The sequence below is a fragment of the Sphingomonas sp. SP3 genome (assembly GCF_058514305.1).
This window is the reverse complement of sequence record NZ_JBZSOE010000001.1, coordinates 142121-162807: the sequence shown is the minus strand read 5'-3', so window position 1 is coordinate 162807 and position 20687 is coordinate 142121. Positions and strand designations below refer to the sequence as shown.

General features: G+C 63.8%; 19 protein-coding genes. 5 read left to right on the top strand and 14 right to left on the bottom strand.

Going from position 1 to position 20687, the window contains the following annotated elements; all coding sequences use genetic code 11:
* Positions 1 to 39 precede the first annotated feature (39 nt).
* The 5 genes from thiD to AC4K8G_RS00915 form a co-directional block, all read right to left on the bottom strand.
* Complete coding sequence (gene thiD / locus AC4K8G_RS00935; protein ID WP_491732313.1) at positions 40 to 1215, bottom strand: bifunctional hydroxymethylpyrimidine kinase/phosphomethylpyrimidine kinase; 1176 nt, start codon at positions 1213 to 1215, stop codon at positions 40 to 42.
* A gap of 84 nt (positions 1216 to 1299) precedes the next feature.
* Entirely contained in the window at positions 1300 to 2640 is a 1341-nt protein-coding gene (gene glmM / locus AC4K8G_RS00930) for a phosphoglucosamine mutase (protein ID WP_491732312.1), read from the bottom strand.
* A 40-nt stretch (positions 2641 to 2680) separates the two neighbouring features.
* A complete protein-coding gene (locus AC4K8G_RS00925; RefSeq protein WP_491732311.1) occupies positions 2681 to 4096 on the bottom strand; it encodes an amidohydrolase family protein in 1416 nt (471 codons plus the stop codon).
* Complete coding sequence (locus tag AC4K8G_RS00920) at positions 4093 to 5430, bottom strand: amidohydrolase (RefSeq protein ID WP_491734380.1); 1338 nt, start codon at positions 5428 to 5430, stop codon at positions 4093 to 4095. The genes AC4K8G_RS00925 and AC4K8G_RS00920 overlap by 4 nt, the downstream gene beginning before the upstream one ends.
* Positions 5431 to 5476: 46 nt before the next feature.
* Complete coding sequence (locus tag AC4K8G_RS00915; RefSeq protein ID WP_491732310.1) at positions 5477 to 7288, bottom strand: peptide MFS transporter; 1812 nt, start codon at positions 7286 to 7288, stop codon at positions 5477 to 5479.
* A 98-nt stretch (positions 7289 to 7386) separates the two neighbouring features.
* On the opposite strand from AC4K8G_RS00915, the gene AC4K8G_RS00910 reads away from it, so the two are divergent.
* From AC4K8G_RS00910 to AC4K8G_RS00900, 3 genes are read left to right on the top strand one after another with little or no spacing between them, the layout of a single operon-like run.
* Positions 7387 to 7974, top strand: coding sequence for a nitroreductase family protein (locus AC4K8G_RS00910; protein ID WP_491732309.1), 588 nt, complete (start codon positions 7387 to 7389; stop codon positions 7972 to 7974).
* Between the two features lie 42 nt (positions 7975 to 8016).
* Positions 8017 to 8373: a GntR family transcriptional regulator gene (locus AC4K8G_RS00905; RefSeq protein WP_491732308.1), complete on the top strand. Its 357-nt coding sequence runs from the start codon at positions 8017 to 8019 to the stop codon at positions 8371 to 8373.
* Between the two features lie 38 nt (positions 8374 to 8411).
* Positions 8412 to 9320, top strand: a complete 909-nt coding sequence (locus AC4K8G_RS00900; protein WP_491732307.1) for an L-threonylcarbamoyladenylate synthase — start codon at positions 8412 to 8414, stop codon at positions 9318 to 9320.
* 102 nt (positions 9321 to 9422) lie between these two features.
* On the opposite strand, the gene msrA is transcribed toward AC4K8G_RS00900, so the two are convergent.
* From msrA to AC4K8G_RS00885, 3 genes are all read right to left on the bottom strand, one after another.
* The gene (gene msrA / locus AC4K8G_RS00895) at positions 9423 to 9971 is read right to left on the bottom strand and encodes a peptide-methionine (S)-S-oxide reductase MsrA (RefSeq protein WP_491732306.1); all 549 of its coding nucleotides are present in this window, start codon (positions 9969 to 9971) and stop codon (positions 9423 to 9425) included.
* A gap of 115 nt (positions 9972 to 10086) precedes the next feature.
* A complete protein-coding gene (locus AC4K8G_RS00890) occupies positions 10087 to 10419 on the bottom strand; it encodes a hypothetical protein (protein WP_491732305.1) in 333 nt (110 codons plus the stop codon).
* A 209-nt stretch (positions 10420 to 10628) separates the two neighbouring features.
* A complete protein-coding gene (locus AC4K8G_RS00885; protein WP_491732304.1) occupies positions 10629 to 11333 on the bottom strand; it encodes a PilZ domain-containing protein in 705 nt (234 codons plus the stop codon).
* 128 nt (positions 11334 to 11461) lie between these two features.
* Between AC4K8G_RS00885 and AC4K8G_RS00880 the strand changes: the two genes are divergently transcribed.
* Both AC4K8G_RS00880 and AC4K8G_RS00875 read left to right on the top strand, forming a co-directional pair.
* Complete coding sequence (locus AC4K8G_RS00880) at positions 11462 to 11851, top strand: response regulator (protein WP_491732303.1); 390 nt, start codon at positions 11462 to 11464, stop codon at positions 11849 to 11851.
* The gene (locus tag AC4K8G_RS00875) at positions 11848 to 12702 is read left to right on the top strand and encodes an EAL domain-containing protein (RefSeq protein WP_491732302.1); all 855 of its coding nucleotides are present in this window, start codon (positions 11848 to 11850) and stop codon (positions 12700 to 12702) included. Before AC4K8G_RS00880 ends, AC4K8G_RS00875 begins: the two co-directional genes overlap by 4 nt.
* Here AC4K8G_RS00875 and amaB read toward each other — a convergent pair.
* The 6 genes from amaB to AC4K8G_RS00845 form a co-directional block, all read right to left on the bottom strand.
* Positions 12655 to 14118 carry an L-piperidine-6-carboxylate dehydrogenase gene (gene amaB / locus AC4K8G_RS00870; protein ID WP_491732301.1) on the bottom strand — a complete coding sequence of 488 codons (1464 nt, stop codon included), beginning with the start codon at positions 14116 to 14118 and terminating at the stop codon, positions 12655 to 12657. The genes AC4K8G_RS00875 and amaB overlap by 48 nt on opposite strands.
* Positions 14115 to 15269, bottom strand: coding sequence for an aminotransferase (locus AC4K8G_RS00865; RefSeq protein WP_491732300.1), 1155 nt, complete (start codon positions 15267 to 15269; stop codon positions 14115 to 14117). The genes amaB and AC4K8G_RS00865 overlap by 4 nt, the downstream gene beginning before the upstream one ends.
* Before the next feature lie 46 nt (positions 15270 to 15315).
* Positions 15316 to 15756, bottom strand: coding sequence for a hypothetical protein (locus AC4K8G_RS00860; protein WP_491732299.1), 441 nt, complete (start codon positions 15754 to 15756; stop codon positions 15316 to 15318).
* Between the two features lie 131 nt (positions 15757 to 15887).
* Positions 15888 to 18368 carry a glycoside hydrolase family 3 protein gene (locus AC4K8G_RS00855; protein WP_491732298.1) on the bottom strand — a complete coding sequence of 827 codons (2481 nt, stop codon included), beginning with the start codon at positions 18366 to 18368 and terminating at the stop codon, positions 15888 to 15890.
* A 62-nt stretch (positions 18369 to 18430) separates the two neighbouring features.
* On the bottom strand, positions 18431 to 19594 hold the full coding sequence (locus AC4K8G_RS00850) for an MFS transporter (RefSeq protein ID WP_491732297.1): 1164 nt from the start codon (positions 19592 to 19594) through the stop codon (positions 18431 to 18433).
* Positions 19591 to 20682 carry a LacI family DNA-binding transcriptional regulator gene (locus tag AC4K8G_RS00845; protein WP_491732296.1) on the bottom strand — a complete coding sequence of 364 codons (1092 nt, stop codon included), beginning with the start codon at positions 20680 to 20682 and terminating at the stop codon, positions 19591 to 19593. Before AC4K8G_RS00845 ends, AC4K8G_RS00850 begins: the two co-directional genes overlap by 4 nt.
* Positions 20683 to 20687: the final 5 nt, after the last annotated feature.

Here is a 20687-nt window from a genome sequence, read left to right as displayed (position 1 = left end):
GACCCTGAGTCGCCAGTAGCTAACTGAAAATTTTGTGGATTAGTCGACGCGCCAAGGCGGAAAGCGCCGGTTTTCGCCAGCCTTGTAGAAGAAGACGATGTTGCCGTCGGGATCGCGCAGCCGCGCCTCTCGCCACATCCACGGCTGGTTGCGAGGACCATGCTCGAAGGGAATTCCGCTGCGCGCCAATTGCTCGACGCGCTCGTCGAGGTCATCGCATTCGAAATAGACCGCCGTCGTCGCTTCGATCTTTTCTTCAGGGTCAATCTGGACCGAGAAGGTCACGCCGCCAGCGGTTTCGAACCGTGCATAATCGGGCGGATTGTCGACAATCTGCTTGAGGCCGATCGACTTATAGAAGGCGACCGAACGCTCGTAATTGGTGCCGGTCACGGTGACCTGGTTGAGACGCGGCCCCGCGCCAACGTCGAGCCGTACATTTGCCTGCCCGATCGGACCGCCGCCCTGACCAAGGCCCGGGGCTTCGTGGAGCGCGATGCGAACGAATTCGCGCGCCCGCGCCACCGAATCCGTGAGCGAGCAACCTTCCGCCAGGAACAAAGCAATGGCGCTCGCCAGGGTGCACCCCGTGCCGTGCGTGCTCGTGGTGTCGATACGCTGGCCCTGCCAACTGGTCATATTGTCAGTTTCGATCAGTGCGTCCGCGAGTGCGTCGCCCTCTTCGTGACCGCCCTTGATGAGCACCGCACAGCCATGCTCGCCGACCAGGTGGAGCGCGGCCGCGACCGGGTCCTCCTCGTTCGTAAGGCGTTTCAGCTCGGGCATGTTGGGCGTGGCGATGGTCGCGATGTTCATCAGGCGGCCAAACGCGGCAATCGTCGCGTCGTCGGCGAGCGCCGATCCGCTGGTCGAGACCATCACGGGATCGAACACGATCGGTAGCCCCGGCTGCTCGGCCTTGAGGCGCTCGAGCCGGGCAGCGATCTGCTCGGCTGCAAATGCACCGCCGACCATGCCGATCTTCACCGCATCGATGCCGATATCGCTCACGACGGCATCGATTTGGGCAAGAATTAGCTCGGCCGGGACGGGATGTACCGCGGTGACGCCGACAGTGTTTTGGGCGGTCACGGCGGTGACAGCCGTCATCGCATGCCCGCCGAGCATCGTAATCGTCTTGATGTCGGCCTGAATCCCGGCGCCGCCGCCCGAGTCCGAACCGGCGATGATCAGAATCCGGGCCGTCGACGTCACGCTACTCGCCTTCGACCCGCTTTTCGCGGCGAAGTTTTCCATGTGCACGAATCGTCGTTTGGCCGACAATTACCAAGAAATGGTTCACGCGGCCGACTGCACGGCCTCGCAGATGTTATCCACGAGGCGTTTCACCACCGCCATGTCCTCGCCCTCGGCCATCACGCGGATCAGTGGCTCAGTGCCGGATTTGCGAATGACCAGCCGCCCGCGGCCTTCGAGCTCAGCCTCGGCCGCGGCGATATGCTTGCGCACGCTGTCCGCCTCCAGCGGCTCGCTGCCGCCGTTGAAACGGACATTCTTGAGGAGCTGCGGCAGCGGCTCGAACTGACGCAGCAGCTCGCTCGCCGGCGCGTCGGATTCGACCAATGCGGCGAGTACTTGCAGTCCCGCAACCAGCCCGTCTCCGGTCGTCGAATGATCGGCCAGGATGATGTGCCCTGACTGCTCGCCGCCGACGTTGCATCCGCTCTTGCGCATTTCCTCGAGTACGTAGCGGTCACCGACCGCCGTCCGGACTAGCTGGACGTCATGCTCCTTGAGCTTCCGCTCGAGGCCCAGGTTGGACATGACCGTCGCAATCACCGACCCGCCTTTGAGCTGGCCGCGCCGTTTCAGGCCGAGCGCAATCAGCGCCATCAGCTGGTCGCCATCGACCAGCTCGCCCTTCTCGTCGGTCACAATCAATCGGTCGGCATCGCCATCCAGGGCTAGGCCGATGTGGGCACCAGTGGCGACGACCGTTTCCTGCAGGGTACGCGGATGCGTCGATCCGCATTCGTCATTGATGTTGGTGCCGTCGGGGGTGACTCCGAGCGCGACGACTTCCGCGCCAAGCTCCCACAAGGCGTCTGGCGCGACGTGGTAGGCCGCGCCATTAGCGCAATCGACGACCACCTTCAGGCCGTCGAGGCGGAGATGATCCGGGAAAGTGTCCTTGACGAACTGCACGTAACGCCCGCGCGCATCGTCGATGCGCCGAGCGCGGCCGATCATGTCGGGCTTGGCGAGCTTCGGGGCCTGATCCAGCCGCTTTTCGATCGAGCGCTCGACGTCGTCGCTGAGCTTGTAGCCGTCGGGTCCGAACAATTTGATGCCGTTGTCGGCGAAGGGATTGTGCGAGGCGGAAATCATTACACCGAGGTCCGCGCGCATGGACTTGGTGAGCATCGCCACCGCCGGCGTCGGCATCGGTCCCAGCAGCACCACGTCCATGCCGACGCTGGTGAAGCCCGCGACCATCGCCGATTCCATCATGTAACCGGAAAGGCGCGTGTCCTTGCCGATTACAACGCGATGGCGGTGATCGCCGCGGAGAAAGTGCGCGCCGGCGGCCTGGCCGACGCGAAGCGCGGTCTCCGCCGTCATCGGCTCCGTGTTGGTCGTGCCGCGAATCCCGTCGGTACCGAAGAATTTACGTGTCATCGCAGACCGTTTAGCGGCTGCGAGCCGCCAGCGCGAGGCGTCAGTGCCGGTACGCCTCAGGCAGGTCGCGCCGCGGCAGATAGCGGTAGCGCTCGAGGAGCCGAGATTGATGGTCGTCAAGCGGCTGGCGAACGCCATCGATGAACACCTGCTCGGCCGCGCTAGATCCTTCGAGCGGGTCGCCCGACCAGATAACGACGTCGGCTTTCCGCCCGGCCGCGAGGCTGCCGATCTCACCGCCCATGCCGATCGCCTGGGCGGGGCGCGAGGTGATCATCGCCAGCGCCTCGCCCCAACTGACGCCGGTCGCTCCGGGGACGCGCTGAAGCGCGACCAAATTGCCCGCATATTGGCGTTCCATGAACAGGTTCCGCGTGTCGCTATCGTCGATCATCCCGATCGAGACGTTGACACCCGCCGAGCGCATCCGCCCGACATTGGATTGTGTCGCCGCGATCTGCTCGAAGCTCGCCGGCAAATCGTTCACCGCCGACGCGATAACGGGAATGCCGGCGCGAGCGATCCGGTCGGCCACGGTCCACCCTTCGCTCGCCCCGACCAACACGATCTTGAGCGCGGGAAATTCGCGCTTCAGCCCGATCACGTTGAGGATGTCGCTGGCGCGCTCGACGTGAACCAGCAGATACTGCCGCCCCTGCACCACAGGAACCAACGCGGCAGCGTCGTAACGCGTCAGGACCACGTCGTCGTTGCGCCGCGCTTCGTAGACGCGCGACTCATTCGGGTCGCGGATCAGTGGTCTATCGGTCTCGTTAGCGTTGCCAGCGCCCGAAGCGCTCAGCGGGCCTGCGTTGCGGCGCAGCTGCCCCGCCTCGCGCAGCGCATTGCGGAACAGGGCATAAGCCGCGGCCCGCGACCCGCCGGCCTTTTCGGCACCGGTCTCACCAAGCTCGACGAACTGGAATTTCCGCGCGGCGGTGATCGCATCCATGTCCGCCCCGGTATCGATGACCGCGCCCTGCCCGGCGAAGATGTTGCGGCCGATCGACGGGGCGACCAGCGCGCGGGTCACGCCATCGGCGCGATTGACCGCGATCGTCGTGTCACGCGGGTTGATTGCCGGGACAACGTCGATTGCCGCGTTGAACAGACCATTTGACGTCGTGTCGTCGGCTGCGCCCGACGTGTCGCTAGACCCGCCGCCATCTTCCTCACTCGCAGTCAGGTCGACTTCGGCAAGGCCAAGACGCGAGAAGCCGGCGACGATGCCCGGCGTCACCCATTTGCCCGTCGCATCGATGACCTGGGTGCCCGCGGGCAGCTTCATCCGGATATTGCCGGCGGCAACAACCTTGCCGTCGCGGATCACCACTTGGCCATTCGGGATCGGCTCGGACCCATCGCCGAGCGCAACCGTGCCGCCGCTGATGACGAACGTTTGTGCACTCAGCGGTGCTGCCGCGGCCAGCAGCAGTGCGGCGAGCCCGCGGATCACTTCGTGTCTCCTTCGCCCGGCTGGCCGAGCTCAAAGTCGCTGACCGGGCGCCGTTTGGGATCGTTCATGTCGTACATGAGCGCGCCATCGATCCACACGCGTTCAGGCCGCGTGTAGTCGCTGTATGGATTGCCGTTCCACAACACGACATCGGCCATCTTGCCGGGGCTCAGCGTGCCGGTCTTGTCCAGGATCCCGAGCGCTTTCGCGGGGTTGCGGCTGAGCCATTCCCAAGCAACTTCGTCGCTGATGTTGATGCCGGCGCGCCGGCCGTCGGCGAGCGCTTTTGCCACTTCCTGGTTCAGCCGCTGAATGCCGTTGGGGTCATCGGAGTGGACCATCGCGCACGCGCCGGCATTCTGCACGAGCGGGATGTTCTCCTTCACCGCATCGTAGCTTTCCATCTTGAAGCCGTACCAGTCGGCCCACATCACCGCGCAGATATCGTTTTCGCGCAGCAGGTCGGCGATCTTGTAGGCTTCGACCGCGTGGTGGAACGCGGTGATGTGATAGCCGAACTCCTTCGACATATCGATCATCTGCGCCATCTCATCCGCACGGTAGCAGTGGTTCTGGACCAGGATCTTGCCCTCGAGCACGCCCTTCAGCGTATCCATCGCGAGGTCGCGTTCGGGCATGTCGCCGCCGTTGCGGTAATATTTGTCCCACTTGCGCTTGTAGCCCTGCGCCTTGATCCAGGTCGCGCGGGCGACGGCGATATTGCCCATCCGCGTCTGGGGCATGTTGCCCTTCGAGCCGTAGACGCGCTTCGGGTTCTCGCCGCACGCCATCTTCAGGCCGTATGGCGCGCCCGGGAACTTCATGCCCTGGGTCGTGCGCGCTGGCACATTCTTCAGTACCACGGAACGGCCGCCGAACAGGTTGGCCGAGCCGGGCAAGACTTGCAACGTCGTCACGCCACCGTTTGCAAGGGCGCGGCTGAAGCCCGGGTCCTGCGGCCAGACGCTATGCTCGGCCCACACTTCGGGCCGCACAGGCGAAGTCGCTTCATTGCCATCGGATAATGAGGAAACACCCGGCGAAGGATAGTCTCCGAGGTGGCTGTGAATATCGATGATGCCGGGCGTCACCCATTTGCCCGTGCCGTCGATCTCCAGCGCGCCGACCGGGCTCGCAAGGTCGGGCCCGCCGATTGCCTGAATCACCCCATCGGCAAATACGACCGTGCCGTCATCGATCCGCCGACCGTCGCCGTCGAACACGGTGGCGTGGCGAATGACGGTCAGGACGCCCGGATAGCGCACATAAGTCGACGGATACGGGTCTTCGTTGACGTGGACTGCCGGTGCCGGCCTGGGCTTCGGCTCGAGCATCGCGCAACCGGACAACAGCCCGGCGCCGAGCGCGAGCGTCAGCGCCTTATTTAACACCATGCATCCATTTCTTCAGCGGCCACGACAGGAGGAACAGCACGACGCCAGCCCCGATCGCGATCCAAGCGATCGTGGTGAATGTCGCGGTGTAGGAGTCGAGGCTAACCTTGTAGTTTGTGACCTGGCCGCCCACCGTTTCGACGCTGGCGAACTGCGCGACCACGCCCGCGACATATTGCGCGACCGAGATCGACAGGAACCAGACACCCATCATCAGGCCGACGACCCTGGCGATCGACAGCTTGGTGATCATGCTCAATCCGACCGGAGAGATGCACAATTCTGCGAGCGAATGGATGAGGTACAGGCCGGCCAGCCACCACAACCCGACCTGGTAGTTGTTGCCGGCCCCGGCGAAGGTCGATCCGAAGACCAGGAACAGGAACCCTGCGCCGACGCCCATCAGCGCGATCGAGAATTTGATCGGGATAGACGGTTCCAGCCCGCGCTTCGCAAGCGCAGTCCACAGCAAGCTCATGAATGGCGCGAAGATCACGATCGAGATCGGGTTGAAGTTCTGCGTCTGGGGCGCGGAGATCGAGAACAGGCCGAAGACACTGCGATCCGTGTTGCGGTCGGCGAACAAGGTCAGCGACGACCCGGCCTGCTCGAACAGGGTCCAGAAGAAGACATTGAAGATGATCAGGACCATCGCCGCAGTCATCATCTGCGCTTCCTGGCGCGTGCCTTTTGCATAGGACCAGAAAAGGATTCCGGGCACGGCGACGATGAACGTGCCGAACAGCAATTTGCCCATCAACGACAGGGACGCGAGATAGCCGATGAAACCGGAGCCCGGCTCGGCTTCGCCAGTGTTCATGAGGTTACTGAACAGGAACACGAACACCGGCACCGCGAGCAGGGCGCAGATGTAGATGACCATGTCCTTGTTGGGCGCCTTGGCAGGCCGCTCGCCATATCCATCGAGACGGCCGCCATCGAACTGGATCAGCAAGAAACTGATGAGCATTCCAACGCCCGCGAGGCTGAGGCCTGCCCACCAACCGAGCCAGTCAGCGAGCAACGGACAGAAGAATTGTCCCAGGATCGAGCCCAGGTTGATGCCCATGTAGAAGATGGTGAAGCCGGCATCGCGGCGGCGATCCGCCTGGTCGTACAGCGTTCCGACGATGGTCGAGATGTTGGGCTTGAAGAAGCCATTGCCGACCGAAATCATCGACAGCGCGATGAGCATGATGGCGAGCGTCAGCGGATTGCGGTCCCCGCCCGATTCCATCGAACCCTTGGGCAGGCGCTTGGCCTCGGTGCCGTTGTCGAGCAGCGAGATTGAGCCGTCGTCATTGCCGCGGATCTGAAGCTTCTTGCCATTGTCGACGAGGAAACGCGCTTCTTCGGCATGGCTGGTGGGCCGATCGACGAAATTGTCGACGACGACTTCGTACCGCTGGCCGTCGACGACCGCATAAGGCTTCGCCGGCGAGCCGCCGAAGGCGAGCGTGAAATAACCCAGGGCCATGATGATGGCGCCGAACTTCACCGACCGCTTGGAGCCGAGATATTGGTCGGCAAGGAACCCGCCGACGAGCGGGGTCAGGTAAACCAGGGCCGTGTATCCGCCATAAAGGCCGGTCGCCTGCTGGTCCGAGAAGAGGAAATGCTTGGTCAGGTAGAGCGTCAGCAGCGCCCGCATGCCGTAATAACCGAACCGCTCCCACATCTCCGTGGTGAACAGCCGGGCTAGCTGGCGCGGGTGGCCGAACCACATGCCTTTGTCGGCGGGATTTGACTTGCCTGAAGCAGGCGCAAACGGTTCTTCGACGGCTGGCGTATCGACCATCCGGTACTCTCCCCAATATCCGCGCGTGACCGTAGCGGCCAAAATTCCCTTGTGAAGCCGATTGTTGCGCTCCCTTAGCGCCGCTATGCGCCCGGTCGATGCTCAATGACCGCTCGTCGATCCTCTCGCTTCTGGAGACCCGCCGGTCAGGCAAGCCGCGCGAGCTCGTCGGCCCTGGTCCCACCAAGGCTGAGTTGGATCACATGCTCACCATCGCGGCCCGCACGCCCGATCATGGAGCGCTTACGCCGTGGCGCTTCGTGACCGTCGCAGATGATCAGCGCGACGCGTTCGAAGCCCTGTTGCAAGCCGCACTCGAGGAAGCGGAGCCCGACCCGTCCCCCGCCAAGCGGCAAAAGGAGCACGACTTCGCCCACTATCAAGGCAGCCTGGTCGTGCTCGTCTCCGCGCCGGTCCAGAATCACAAGATCCCGGTATGGGAGCAGGAGCTTTCATGCGGCGCGGCGGGCATGAACCTGCTGCTCGCCGCCGAGGCGCTTGGCTTCGACGCCGGTTGGGTAACCGGATGGCGAACCTATTCGAACCTGGTTCGTGCTGCTTTCTGCAAACCAGGCGAACGGATCGCCGGTTTCATCTTCATTGGCCATGCCAGCCGCGAGCTCGAAGAGCGCGATCGCCCAGCTCTCGCTGACGTGGCGACCGAGTGGCAACCGCCAAGCCACTGACTTTTCCGTTGAACTTTCTGCGATCCGCTGTATTATGACAGCATGACGCTTCGCACCCAGCACGACAAGCCGGTTTACGTTCGCCTGCGCGAGACGATCGCCGATGCGATCCTCGCCGGCCAATATGGCGACGGCGATCCCCTGCCCTCGGTGCGCGCCTTCGCAGCCGAGCAGCAGGCGAACCCGCTTACGGTGGCCAAGGCCTATCAGGGCTTCCAGGACGAAGGCTTGATCGTGGTGAAGCGCGGCGTCGGCATGTTCGTTGCGCCAGGCGCGCGGGCCCGGCTCGGCGATTCCGAGCGCAGCCGCTTCATGAAGCAGGAATGGCCCGAAATCCGGGCCCGCATGGAGCGTCTCGGCATCGATCCTGCCGAACTGCTCGACCGCGAACGCGCCTAGTATTCCGGCGGAGGCCTTTATCCTCTAGCCGCGTGTCGATGGAAACGCGGGTTCTTCCTTTCACGGATGAGAATGTCGCCGAGGCCGCGCAGCTGATCCTCGCTGGCGAGCCGGTCGCGGTGGCCACCGAGACCGTTTACGGGCTCGCCGCGGACGCGACCAATGCCGATGCCGTCGCGCGAATCTACGAAGCCAAGGGGCGCCCGAGCTTCAATCCACTAATCGTCCACGTGCCGGATTTCACGGCGGCGCAGGCGGTCGGCGAATTCGACGAAGCCGCGAAATCGCTCGCCGAGGCACATTGGCCCGGACCACTGACGCTCGTGGTGCCGCTACGAGCAAACGCTGGCATTGCTTCGATCGTTACCGCCGGCCTGCCGACGATCGGGCTGCGCGTACCGGCCCATCCCGCCATGCAGGCGCTGCTGCGGACGGTGGGTCGGCCACTTGCAGCCCCGTCCGCCAACGCCAGCGGATCGATCAGCCCGACGCGGGCGGAGCACGTGGTGAAGAGCCTGGGCGGGCGCATTTCGCTCATTCTCGACGCAGGGCCGACCCAGCGCGGCATTGAATCGACCATCGTCGCCGCAACCGGCGGCCCGTTGCGGCTGCTTAGGCACGGCCCGATCGAAGTCGATGCGGCGGCCTCGGAAAGCAGTCGCATCGAAGCGCCGGGCCAGCTCGCCAGCCATTATGCGCCGTCGAAACCGCTGCGCGTTAAGGCCACTGCGGCGGAAGCTGACGAATATCTGATCGGCTTCGGGACAATCGCCGGCGACGCGAGCCTCAGCCCGTCCGGCGACCTCATCGAAGCGGCAGCGCGGTTGTTCGACCTGCTTTATCAGGCCGACGCTTCCGCCAAGGCGCGCATCGCCGTCGCGCCTGTGCCGAATGAAGGGCTTGGCATCGCGATCAACGATCGTCTCGCCCGCGCCGCGAACGCATAAAAAAAAAGGGGCGGCAAAAACGCCGCCCCTCTTCCCCTGTTACGGGGAGCCTATTGCTGGAAGTTATTCAACTTCCAAGCATTTATCCGGCATTGGCTGGAATTAAGCCGACGCTGTTGCCGATTTGACACGCGCTTGGAAACTCTTGCGCAATTTCTGAAGCTTGGGGGGGATCACCGCCAGGCAGTAGGGATTCCGCTGGCCCTCGCCGGCCCAATAATCCTGGTGATAGTCCTCGGCTGGATACCATTCGCCCAAAGGCTCGATCGTGGTGACGATCCGGCCGCCATGATCTTCATTGTTCCGTTCGATCGCTGCTCGTGCCTTGGCGTCCTGCTCCGCATTCAGCGGGAAGATTGCCGACCGATATTGCGTGCCGACGTCGTTGCCCTGGCGGTTGAGCTGGGTCGGATCGTGAGTCGCAAAGAAGATGTCGAGCAGGTCGTCGTAACTCAGCTGGTCGGCATCGTAAGTGATCCGGATCGCCTCGGCATGGCCGGTATCGCCGCCGCACACCTGCTTATAGGTCGGGTTGGCGACCGAGCCGCCGGTGTAGCCGCTCTCGACTTTGTTCACGCCGACAACGTCCAGGAACACCGCTTCGGTGCACCAGAAACATCCGCCCGCGAAGATTGCGACTTCCTCAGCCATATTTCGCTCCTGCTAGAGCGAGATAGATATGTACGCGGAACGACCGCGACAACCAGCCTTGGATAGAAGTCGGCCGACCCGGCGCGCCAGCAGCCGGGCCGGCCTAACCGTCAATTCAGAGCGTTGCTTCGACTGCTGCGATGCAGGCCGACTTCGTGCCGCCCCAGGTCGTGGCGAAGTCGTCCGGATAATTCTCGGCGTAATAATCGCACAGGTGCACGGCGAACGCGTGCTTCGCCTTGCCCTTATTCGCGTAATTATTGCCGACTGTAGTCAGGCTGATGCACTCGCCGAGGTTCAGGTTGTCGTCGGCAATCAGCGGGTCAGCGATGTAGCTTTTGCAGAAAGCCACGTTCGGATTGGCCTTGGCGACCGCCGGAGCCGGCATCGTCACGGAGGCCGGAATGGCCAGCGCGATCGCCGCCGTAAGCATCGAAAGATTCTTCATCACTAGTCTCCCCGTTCACAGCGCAGAACGCGCCGCGTCAGGACCGACAATGTTCGACGATCAAGTCACGTTAAGGCGACTCAATCACGCGTCAGCCCAGAATGGGCATAGCATTTTTGTTACGGAGGTTAAAGTATTGGGTAAGTACCAGCGTGGTACATTATAGAATAGATAAACACTATTCGTTTGACGGTTAAATAATAACCACCTTAATTCTTATGATAGCTTGCCTTCAGGCTTGCAAGCTCAAGCCGCTTGCCTACCCATTCGGCGAGCTCATCGAAGTCGAGCGGCTTGTCGAACACGATCCCGGCCTTCCGGTCGGAATACCAGCGCACCTCGCCCTTGATCGGCCGCAGGCTCTCCACGACCACAACGACCTTCTTGCCGACGCAATATTCCTCGATCGGCTCGACCTTCATGCCGCCGAGCGAGATGTCGTGCACTTCGACGCTGTAATACAGCTTGCCGACGCGAACCGACGCCTTGCACGCAATCTCGAGCCGCGGTGGGCGGGCGCGGAAGCCGTGGCGCGGCTTGCGGCCCGCCAATAGCTCACCGAGGTCGACGTTCTGGTCGAACTTCACCCCGATGACCTCGTCGCGGGTCCAGACCACCGACCCCGGGATCTTCTGCGACGACAGTTCGACGCTGACCTGCTCACCGATTTGGGGCACCTGGTTTACCAGCGCCATCAAACCGCCGGCGGAAAGGTTCTTCACCTTCACCAGCTGTTGCTCGCCCGAGCCCACGCTCAGCTTGCCCACGCGAAGCATCGCCGAGACTCGTTCATCGGTGCGGCGCTCAGCGGGCCGTGGGACGGCTGTCGACAACGACACCATCGTCGACTCGAACGCAGCGTCGGTCGATCCATCGTCGAATTTTCCGGCGCGCCTCCGGATCAGCGAGAACATTCCCATACGCCTCCACCCGCGCAAATCGCGCCAAAATGGGACTTTATCGGCGTTACGGTTAAAAGAGCGTTGCGTTTTGGCCCGCTCGCGCGTTCGTGGCCTTTGGGGCCGCACAGGGGGAGTTTGAATTGACCCAGCCGCGCCTATTGCTGATCGACGACGAGCCTGCCCTTGCCGAATACCTCGCCAGCGCGGCGCGCGAGACTGGCTTCGAGCCCCGGATCACCGCCAACGACGAGGAGTTCCGCGAGCAGTTTGTCGCCGACCGCCCAGAGATGGTCGCGCTCGACCTCGGCATGCCGGGGATGGACGGCGTCGAGCTGCTGCGTTTCCTCGCCGACCAGCAATATGAAGCGCCGGTCCTCATCGTCAGCGGTTTCGACCGCCGCGTGCTCGAATCCGCATTCCGTCTCGGAGAGGCGCTCGGCCTCACGATGGCGGGGCCGCTAGAGAAGCCGGTTCGCCTGGAAGAGCTAGAGACCACGCTTGCCGAGCTGAAGGCCGGCCTTCCGTCATGACTGCACCAGCAGGGGAGAATCTACTCTCCGGCTTCAGCCGCGCGCTCGAAGAGCAGCGGCTTCACATGGTCTATCAACCGAAAGTGTCGCTGCGCGATGGCGGGCTCGTCCGCGTCGAGGCCCTGGTCCGGTGGGACGACCCGGAGTTCGGGCCGGTCGCGCCTTCGCGGTTCGTGCCACTCGCCGAGAACCACGGGCTGATCGACGACCTCACCCAATGGGGCCTGCGGACGATCCTCAAGCAATGGCTCGACTGGTGCGACGACGGCCTCGACACCTGCATCGCCTTCAACATCTCGGCGCTCAGCCTCCAGCACCTCGATTTCCCCGACCTGGTCGAGCGCATGTGCCGCGCGCTGGACGTCCCCACCGACCGGCTGGTCCTCGAGCTGACCGAAGGCGCGACCCAGCCGCTGGTGAAGCTTATGGACACGCTGACGCGTTTCCGGATCAAGGGCATCGGGCTTGCGATCGACGATTTCGGAACCGGCTATTCGTCATTGATGCAGCTTCGCCAGCTGCCTTTCACCGAAGTGAAGATTGACCAGGCGTTCGTCGCCGATGTGGTTCGCTCGCGGGACTGCCGGCTCATCATCAAGGCGGTGGTCGAGCTCGCCCATGGCCTCGGCCTCACAGCAACTGCCGAAGGCGTCGAAACGGCAGAGCAACTAGCTCTTGTCCGCGACCTCGGTTGTGACCTGGCGCAGGGCTATTTCATCTCGCCACCACTCGAGCCTGCCAAGCTTAAAGCGTGGCGCGACGACTTCCTCGACAGCTGGAAGTCGGTGCTCAGCGCGGCCGATTTAGGGGGCGATGTCGAAGCGGATGCCCTGCGCGAGCGGCAGCTCTGACCCGTAATTGATCGTGTTGGTCTGGCGCCGCATGTAGGCGCGCCAGCTGTCCGACCCGCTTTCGCGGCCCCCACCGGTCTCCTTCTCGCCGCCGAACGCGCCGCCAATCTCGGCGCCCGATGGACCGATATTGACGTTGGCGATGCCGCAATCCGACCCCGCGGCGGACATGAAACGCTCGGCTTCGCGCAGGTCATTGGTGAAGATTGACGATGACAATCCCTGCGGAACGGCGTTGTTGATCGCGATTGCTTCGTCGAGATCGCTGTAGCGGAGCGCGTAAAGTATCGGGGCGAAGGTCTCCTGCAGCATCGTCCCCGACTGCGCGTCGACCTCGACCAGGGCCGGGCGCACATAGAAGCCGCCTTCGATCGCGTCGACGCGGTTGATCGCATCGCCGAGTACCGCCTTCATCGCGTCGAAAGCGGCTTCATCGATGAGCGGACCGATGAGCGTATCGGCCACCCTCGGATCGCCGACCTTCACCTGCCCGAACAATTGCGTGACCCGCGCCAGCAACTGATCCGCGACGCTCTCGTGAACGATGAGCCGGCGGAGCGTGGTGCAGCGTTGGCCCGCGGTGCCCGCCGCCGAGAACAGGATCGCGCGCGCCGCAAGTTCCAGGTCCGCGCTCGGACAAACGATCATCGCATTGTTGCCGCCAAGTTCTAGCAACGACCGACCAAATCGCTGCGCGACGCGCGGGCCCACGGCTCGCCCCATCGCCGTCGACCCGGTGGCCGAGACCAACGCGATGCGCGGATCGTCGACCAAAGCTTCGCCGACACCGCGCTCCCCCTGGACTAGCTGGATGAGGCCATCGGGTGCTTCAGCGAAGCCACGCATTGCCCGTCGGACAAGCTGCATCACCAATTCGGCGCAGAGCGGCGTCTTCTCGCTCGGTTTCCAGATCACGGGATTGCCGCAGACGAGGGCCAGTGCTGCGTTCCACGCCCAAACCGCCACCGGGAAATTGAACGCGCTGATCACCAGCACCGGCCCGAGCGGATGCCATTGCTCGATCATCCGATGGTTCGGGCGCTCACTTGCGATGGTCAACCCATACAGCTGCCGCGACAGTCCGACCGCGAAGTCGCAAATGTCGATCATCTCCTGAACCTCGCCGAGGCTCTCCTGGATGATCTTCCCCGCTTCGAGGGTGATCATCTTGGCAAGAACCGGCTTGGCCTCGCGCAATTGCTCGCCAAGCAGCCGCACCAACTCGCCCCGGCGCGGCGCGGGAATGGTACGCCACTGCTCAAACGCCGCCGCAGCTTTCTCAGCCGCGCGATCCGGATCGCCCGGCGTAACGCGGCCGATCGCCTTGCCGTCGATAGGCGAGAAGCTGACGAGTTTGCCGCCGCAATCGAGCGAGAACAGTTTCAGGATGTCGTCGGCTTCCTCGGCAGGCGTCATGCGAACAGCTCCTTCGCCTTAGCCATGGCTGCGATCCCCGCGTCGATCGTCTCGTCCTTCTTGCCGAAACACAGGCGAACGAGATGCTTCGACGGGCTCTTCTCGGCAAAGGCCGAGATTGGAACGACGGCGACCCCCGCCTGCTCTACCGCGGCAGCCGCGAACGTTTCGTCGTCAGCGTCGATTCCTGAAGCCTTGAGGTCCACACACAAGAAATAGGTCGCCGCGGCGTCGAGGACGGTGAAACCGGCATTTCGAAGCCCGCTCGTCATGCGGTCGCGCGCGCGCTCGAACCGGTCGCGCATCGGCTGCAGCCACGCATCGCCCTCGTCGAGACCGAAGGCCACCGCGGCCTGCAGGTTCGGGGCGGTGCAGAAGGTCAGGAACTGGTGGGCGCGCGCAACCACCGACGCGAGCTCGGGCGCTGCCGCCATCCAGCCCACTTTCCACCCGGTGAGCGAGAATATCTTGCCCGCCGACCCGATCTTGATCGTGCGCTCGGCCATGCCGCGCAAGGTTGCGAGCGGCGTGAACTTCGCTCCGTCGAGCACGATATGCTCCCAGACCTCGTCGCTGATCACGATCAGGTCGCGCTCGCGCGCAACGGCGGCCACCGCTTCAAGCTCGTCCGAATCGAACAGCCGTCCCGCCGGGTTGTGCGGATTATTGAACAGGATTGCGCGTGTGCGCTCGGTCACCGCGGCTTCGATCATCGCACGGTCGATGCGCCAGGCGGGCGGTTGGAGCGCAATTTCGACCGGCTTGCCGCCGGAGCGGCGGATCATCGGCGCGTAGCTGTCATAGGCCGGCGTGAAAATGATGACCTCATCGCCCGGCGCTACGGTTGCCAGGATCGCCGCGCCCAGCGCCTCGGTCGCACCGCTGGTGACGCACACATGGTCAGCCGACATGTCCTGGCCGTACTGGCGGCCGTAGTGCGCGGCGACGGCCTGTCGCAGCGCGGGAATGCCGCGAGACGGCGCATATTGATTGGAGCCATTCTTGACCGCGTCGGCCGCGGCATCGAGAATCTGCTCCGGCCAGCCGAAGTCCGGAAACCCCTGCCCCAGATTGACGGCGCCATGCTTCGTTGCGAGGCCCGACATGCGCTCGAATACGCTTGTGGCCATTTGTTCGTAGATCGGGTTCATGCGCGGCGCATAGCGCGGCCGCAGGCATCGGGCGAGTGAGGCTTTGCTACCCGCCGAGCGCCGCGTTGATCATCGCCATCGGCTTGCCCAGCACCTCGACGACGAGGTTGAACGTGGTCATGGCGAGCGAGCAGGCGATCAGCACCACGCCCGCATATTCGATCAATCGGCCTTGCGAGCGCCGGTCACGCTTCCTTCTTTCCCACGTCGGCTGACCTGCCTGCGGCTGAGCGGCCGTCAGGATCAGCGCGGTTGAGCTATTAAGGCTTAGGATCTGGTCGACGGGCAGCTTGTCGTCTGACTGAAGCCCTGCCCTCGCCCCGTCCTGCCACATGACCCGCGCGACAATGACATGATCGCCGCGCCACAGTTCCACGACGCTGCCCGCCGGGCCGGTTCGCGCGGAATGGACCAGCAGCCCGCGCGACGAGATGTTGAGGATGCATGCATCCGTCCAACCACTCGTCGAGCGCAACCGCGCGGGCATAAGGACGCGCCGGCGCAACTCGCGCGGTCGGTGATGGGTCTCGCGTCTCGCCTGTTGCATCGCGATCGCCAGTAATGCGACCGCAGTGTTCCAAGCCTAAAGCATTGATCCAGAACGGACTTGGTTGACCGTCAGCGTGCGGCTGGCGGACAAGCCAGATTCTCGCCGACCGCCTCGACCCGTGCCGACTGGAGCACCAGCGCGAGCCCCGGCGACCCCTCGATCTTGAGCGGTGTCGTGACGTTGGTGAGGCTTGCGCCGGCGTCGGCGAAGCAGCGCAGCGGCACCTTGATGGTGAACGGCTTTCCAGCCGGCTGCGACCGCAGCAACTCCGTCGCGTCGAGCGTGGTGGTGTTGATCGACAGGCGCACCGGGCCGCTGCCCATTGCTTCCACGCTCCCGTCGAGCCTCAGCGCGAATGCATTGTTGAGCTGCCGTGCAAAATCCGCCGAGGCACCGACGATGCTGAACGACGCTGGGCCAGTCCAGGCGAAGCGACGCGCATTTTCCTGCGCCCCAAGATCGATCGGTACCATCGAGATAGCCCCGCCGAGCGATTGAGCCCGGCTATCTGAAACGGTTCGGCCGCCAGCCGAATCCGCCAGGCTCAACGCCCAAGGGCCGGCCGCGCGTCCATTGAGGAACAATGCGTCGATATCGACCGCCGCCGCGAGATCCATCTTCGGATCTTCCGACAATGCGCCGACATGGGCCGGATGCGCGTAGTTCAGGCCATAACCAACCTTGAACAACGGCTCGGTAACGGGCGAACGAGCGTCCGCCGGCCAGGGGAAAGGAAGCGAACCGGTGAAATCGCGCGCCGTCTTCCCGTTGGCATTTTCCACCAGGACGTCGGCAATGCCATTTCCTTGCGTGCCCGGAAGCCAGGCAGCGACGAACGCGTCTGAGCTATTGATCTCCCGCGATACGAACAGTGGGCGTCCCGACATGAAGACCGAGACCACGGGGATACCGGCGGCCTTGAGTTTTTTGAGAAGCTCCAGGTCCTGGTCGTTGCCGGGATGGTAGGCCAGGGTCGGGACGTCACCGAGGAATTCGGCATAAGGCTTCTCGCCAAAGACGATGATCGCCACGTCGGGTTTCGTCGTGAAGCTGCCGTCCGCGGACAAGGATGCCTTGCCGCCGGTCTTGGCCACCGCATCACGAATTGCAGAATAAACCGTCTGCCCGTTCGTGAAATCCTTGGCAGTGACGTCGTCGCCCTGCCAGCTGACCGTCCAGCCACCCGTCTGCATTGCGATATTGTCTGCACCGGGCCCCGCGACGAGCACGTTGGCGCCGCGCTTGATCGGCAGCACGGAGCCTTCGTTCTTCAGGAGGACGAGCGACTTCGCGACCGCTTCGCGCGCGACCGCCAGATGTTCCGGCCGGCCGATCTGCGAGGCATCGAAACGAGCCCCACCCTTGCCGTCGAGCAGACCCAGCTTCGCCTTGACCCGCAGTATCCGGCGAACCGCATCGTCGATGCGCGGCATCGAAATCTGGCCGGCTCTCGTTTCCCGAACCAGGTTCTCGTACAGGCCCTTCCAGCTGTCGGGCGCCATGTACATGTCGAGCCCTGCGTTCACCGCGGCCACGCAGTCGGTAACCGTACAGCCGGCCACTTGGCCGTGCGCGTTCCAGTCGCCGACCACCAGGCCCTCAAAGCCCATGCGATTCTTGAGAACGGCGGTCAGGAGGCTTTCGTTTCCGGTATGCTTCACCCCGTTCCAGCCGGAGAAGCTGACCATCACCGTCAGCGTCCCGGCGTCGATCGCGGGCGGATAGCCCGCGGCGTGGATGGCAATCAGGTCCCCTTCTGAAATCTTCGCATCGCCCTGGTCATGTCCCTGGTCGGTACCGCCGTCGGCAAGGAAGTGCTTGGCACTGGCCGCGACGTGTCGCGCATCGACGTCGACGCCCGGGCGCAATGGGCCTTGAAGCCCCAGCACCATCTCCCGCGCATAGGCCGCAACCAGTTTCGGATCGGAAGAATATCCCTCGTAACTCCGGCCCCAGCGGAGATCCTGCGGGACCGCCAAGGTCGGCGCAAAGGTCCACTCGATACCGGTGCCCGCAACTTCGGCGGCGGTGACGCCGGCAATGCGCCGGATCAGCGCGGGGTCGTGGGTCGCGCCCAGACCGATGTTGTGCGGAAAAATAGTCGCGTTCGGCACATTGCTGTTGCCGTGAACCGCATCGAACCCGAATAGGATCGGGATCCCTGCACCGTTCTTCGCAGAAGCGGCGCGAAAGCTTTCCACGAGCTGGTGCCATTGCGCGGCATTGGCGCGTTCATTGCCGTAAGGGCCGCTGTTGCCCCCGGCGAGGATCGATCCGAGCGGATATTTGATCAGGTCCTCTGGCGTAATGGTGCTGATATCCGCCTGGACGAGCTGCCCGACCTTCTGCTCGAGCGTCATCCGCGACATCATCGCGGTGATCCGCTTCTCGGTCGCGGCATCGGTGATGGCGGTAGGGCTATGCGCTGTAGGCCAAAGCGACGGGTGTGCGACGGCCGATGGGGATGGTTCCGGCGCGCTCCACGCCGCGGATGCCACGAACGTCAGGATCGCCGCTGCCGCCAGCAGCCTGGGCCGCATGCCCGTCATCAGGATTCCCTCCCCGTTGTGAACGTTATCAACGTTCGCACGGGAACGCCGCGAAAGCAAGGTTAGTCGAGCCGTTTCAGCGTGAAAAGCAGCGTTGCAGATGTTGCGGCGAGCGCCGCCAACACGACAAAGAGGGTCGCATATCCGCCGCGCGGCACAATCGCGATGGTGAGCCACGGCATGATCAGTGACGGCACGGTGTTGGTCAGGTTGAAGATGCCGAGGTCGCGTCCGCGATGCTGGGGGCTCGGCAATACGCGAAGGGTCAGTCCGCTGTGCAGCGACAGGAAAACGGTCGTTGCCAAGCCGAACAGGATGTAGGCGGCGACTGCCTGACCGAGGCTTGCTGCGAGCGACATTGCGATCAGACCGATCGCCGATCCGCACGCGCAGAGGGCCAAGGGCAGCGTGTGGCGCGACGTGCGGTCCGCAAACCTGCCGGCCACAATCGCGATTGGCAACGCTACGGCCAATACCGCGCCAAACAAACGCGCAATCTGGCTTTCATCGACGCCGGGATCGAGCGTTCGAAAATAAAGCAGAAGATAGGCGAACAAGGCAGCCTCGGCGATTTGCACCAAGAGCCGCGCAAGCCACATCCGTACCGCGAACTTGCGCGGCGGTCCCGCCTCGTCATGCGCGGCCTGGATAGTCTTGCTGCGCCCAAACAGAATGACCGGAGCGACGCAGGCGGCCACCATCGCGGCCACCAGCCACAGGCGCTGATTGGCGTCTGCTAGGCCCGGAACCGTTGCAATCACGCCGGACAGGGCGCCGAGCGCCGGCGACAAAGCCATCAATCCTCCGAGGAAGCCAGTTTGTTCGCGCGGCACCCGGTCCGCGGCCCAGGCCGACAACGGTCCCAGCATCATGTTGAGCGCCAATTGCCAGCACATCACGAGGGCGATGATCGAAACCGCGTCCCGTCCGACGGGTACCGACATAAGCAAAGTCACGCTTATCAGCAGCCCAGCCGCAACCCAAGGCCGCCGGTCCCTGGAGCGGTCGCTGAGCCAGCCGAACAGGATATTGCCGACGCTTGCCGCGAGCGCGCCGAAGAAGGTGATCAGCCCGAGAAGGCGGACGCTGTCGTCCCCGGCAATTGCGACCACCCGCAACGGCAGCAGGATGGTGAGGAACGGAACATAGGCGACAGCGCCGCCCGCCCAGGCCAGCGCGAACAGCCACAAAAAGCGTGGGCTTGCTTGTCGCGGCTCCGCGATCACGTGCGCCTGGCGGGCACCGGTCCGGTGGACTGGCGGCGCACCAACGCAGCGGGAATGACGATCGGTTCGTCCGGGATTTTGCCGCCTCGCTGGATATCGATGATCAGCTCAACCGCGCGCGACGCCGTCGCGGCGATCGGCTGGTCCACCGCCGTCAAGGTGGGAACCGTAAAGCGCACGATCGGCGTGTCGTCGAAGCTGATCACCGAAAGATCGGCGGGCACGGCGAATTCCAGGTCGCGCGCAACATCGAGGGTCGCCAGCGCCATCTGGTCGTTGCTGGCGATGATTGCCGTTGCTGGATCGTCGAGACTCAGCAGCCGGCGCGCAGCCCGCTCGCCCGAACCGAAGCTGAAGTCGCCCTCGGCCAGCAGGTCTGTCGTATCCAGCCCAGCCGATTTCATTGCCGCCTTCCAGCCGTCGACGCGCCACTGGCTCAACGAATATTCGCCCGAACCGCTAATGAAGCCGATGCGGCGGTGCCCGAGCTTGGCCAGATGCTCGGTCGCGAGCCTTGCGGCATGCTCGTCGTCCATCGTCATCCGAATGCCGGCGCCGGGCTCGATCGACCCGATGCGGGCGAACGGAATATGCTGCTCGTCGAGCACGCGCGTAATGAGCGGATTGTCCGAGTGCGGCGGCGTAAGGATCACGCCGTCCGGTTGCAACGCAGCGATGGTCGCGCGAAGCTCCCGCTCGACATGGTCGCTGTGCGTGTCGACCAGCTCGATCATCATGCGATACCCGAGCTCCGCGCATTTCAGCATTCCGCCGAGCAGCATCTGGTCGACCCAGTCGACACCTTGGCGGGAAGTCCAGTCGGCGATCGTGCGATCGCGGTCGTTTAATGCGAGCACCAGGTAGGAACGCGACCCGCTCATCCGCTGCGCCGCAATTGATGGGACATAGCCAAGCTTGTCGATGGACGCCTGGACCCTCGACTTCATTTCCGGGCTGACGTTCGCCCCGTCATTGATGACACGGCTAACCGTCTGCAGCGACACCCCCGCGTCCGCCGCGACATGCTTGATCGTGACCGCCTGGCGACGGCGGCCCCGCGGCCTCGCGCCGGGATTATCGTCAGCCATGGCCA

What these genes read in the sequence shown, in the direction of transcription:
- AC4K8G_RS00855 (WP_491732298.1), bottom strand. Translation starts at nt 18,368, where the DNA reads ATGACGGGCATGCGGCCCAGGCTGCTGGCGGCAGCGGCGATCCTGACG.
- AC4K8G_RS00860 (WP_491732299.1), bottom strand. Translation starts at nt 15,756, where the DNA reads ATGCCCGCGCGGTTGCGCTCGACGAGTGGTTGGACGGATGCATGCATC.
- AC4K8G_RS00845 (WP_491732296.1), bottom strand. Translation starts at nt 20,682, where the DNA reads ATGGCTGACGATAATCCCGGCGCGAGGCCGCGGGGCCGCCGTCGCCAG.
- AC4K8G_RS00910 (WP_491732309.1), top strand. Translation starts at nt 7,387, where the DNA reads ATGCTCAATGACCGCTCGTCGATCCTCTCGCTTCTGGAGACCCGCCGG.
- AC4K8G_RS00900 (WP_491732307.1), top strand. Translation starts at nt 8,412, where the DNA reads ATGGAAACGCGGGTTCTTCCTTTCACGGATGAGAATGTCGCCGAGGCC.
- glmM (WP_491732312.1), bottom strand. Translation starts at nt 2,640, where the DNA reads ATGACACGTAAATTCTTCGGTACCGACGGGATTCGCGGCACGACCAAC.
- AC4K8G_RS00905 (WP_491732308.1), top strand. Translation starts at nt 8,017, where the DNA reads ATGACGCTTCGCACCCAGCACGACAAGCCGGTTTACGTTCGCCTGCGC.
- AC4K8G_RS00865 (WP_491732300.1), bottom strand. Translation starts at nt 15,269, where the DNA reads ATGAACCCGATCTACGAACAAATGGCCACAAGCGTATTCGAGCGCATG.
- AC4K8G_RS00885 (WP_491732304.1), bottom strand. Translation starts at nt 11,333, where the DNA reads ATGTTCTCGCTGATCCGGAGGCGCGCCGGAAAATTCGACGATGGATCG.
- AC4K8G_RS00920 (WP_491734380.1), bottom strand. Translation starts at nt 5,430, where the DNA reads ATGCTCGAGCCGAAGCCCAGGCCGGCACCGGCAGTCCACGTCAACGAA.
- AC4K8G_RS00915 (WP_491732310.1), bottom strand. Translation starts at nt 7,288, where the DNA reads ATGGTCGATACGCCAGCCGTCGAAGAACCGTTTGCGCCTGCTTCAGGC.
- AC4K8G_RS00875 (WP_491732302.1), top strand. Translation starts at nt 11,848, where the DNA reads ATGACTGCACCAGCAGGGGAGAATCTACTCTCCGGCTTCAGCCGCGCG.
- AC4K8G_RS00890 (WP_491732305.1), bottom strand. Translation starts at nt 10,419, where the DNA reads ATGAAGAATCTTTCGATGCTTACGGCGGCGATCGCGCTGGCCATTCCG.
- amaB (WP_491732301.1), bottom strand. Translation starts at nt 14,118, where the DNA reads ATGACGCCTGCCGAGGAAGCCGACGACATCCTGAAACTGTTCTCGCTC.
- msrA (WP_491732306.1), bottom strand. Translation starts at nt 9,971, where the DNA reads ATGGCTGAGGAAGTCGCAATCTTCGCGGGCGGATGTTTCTGGTGCACC.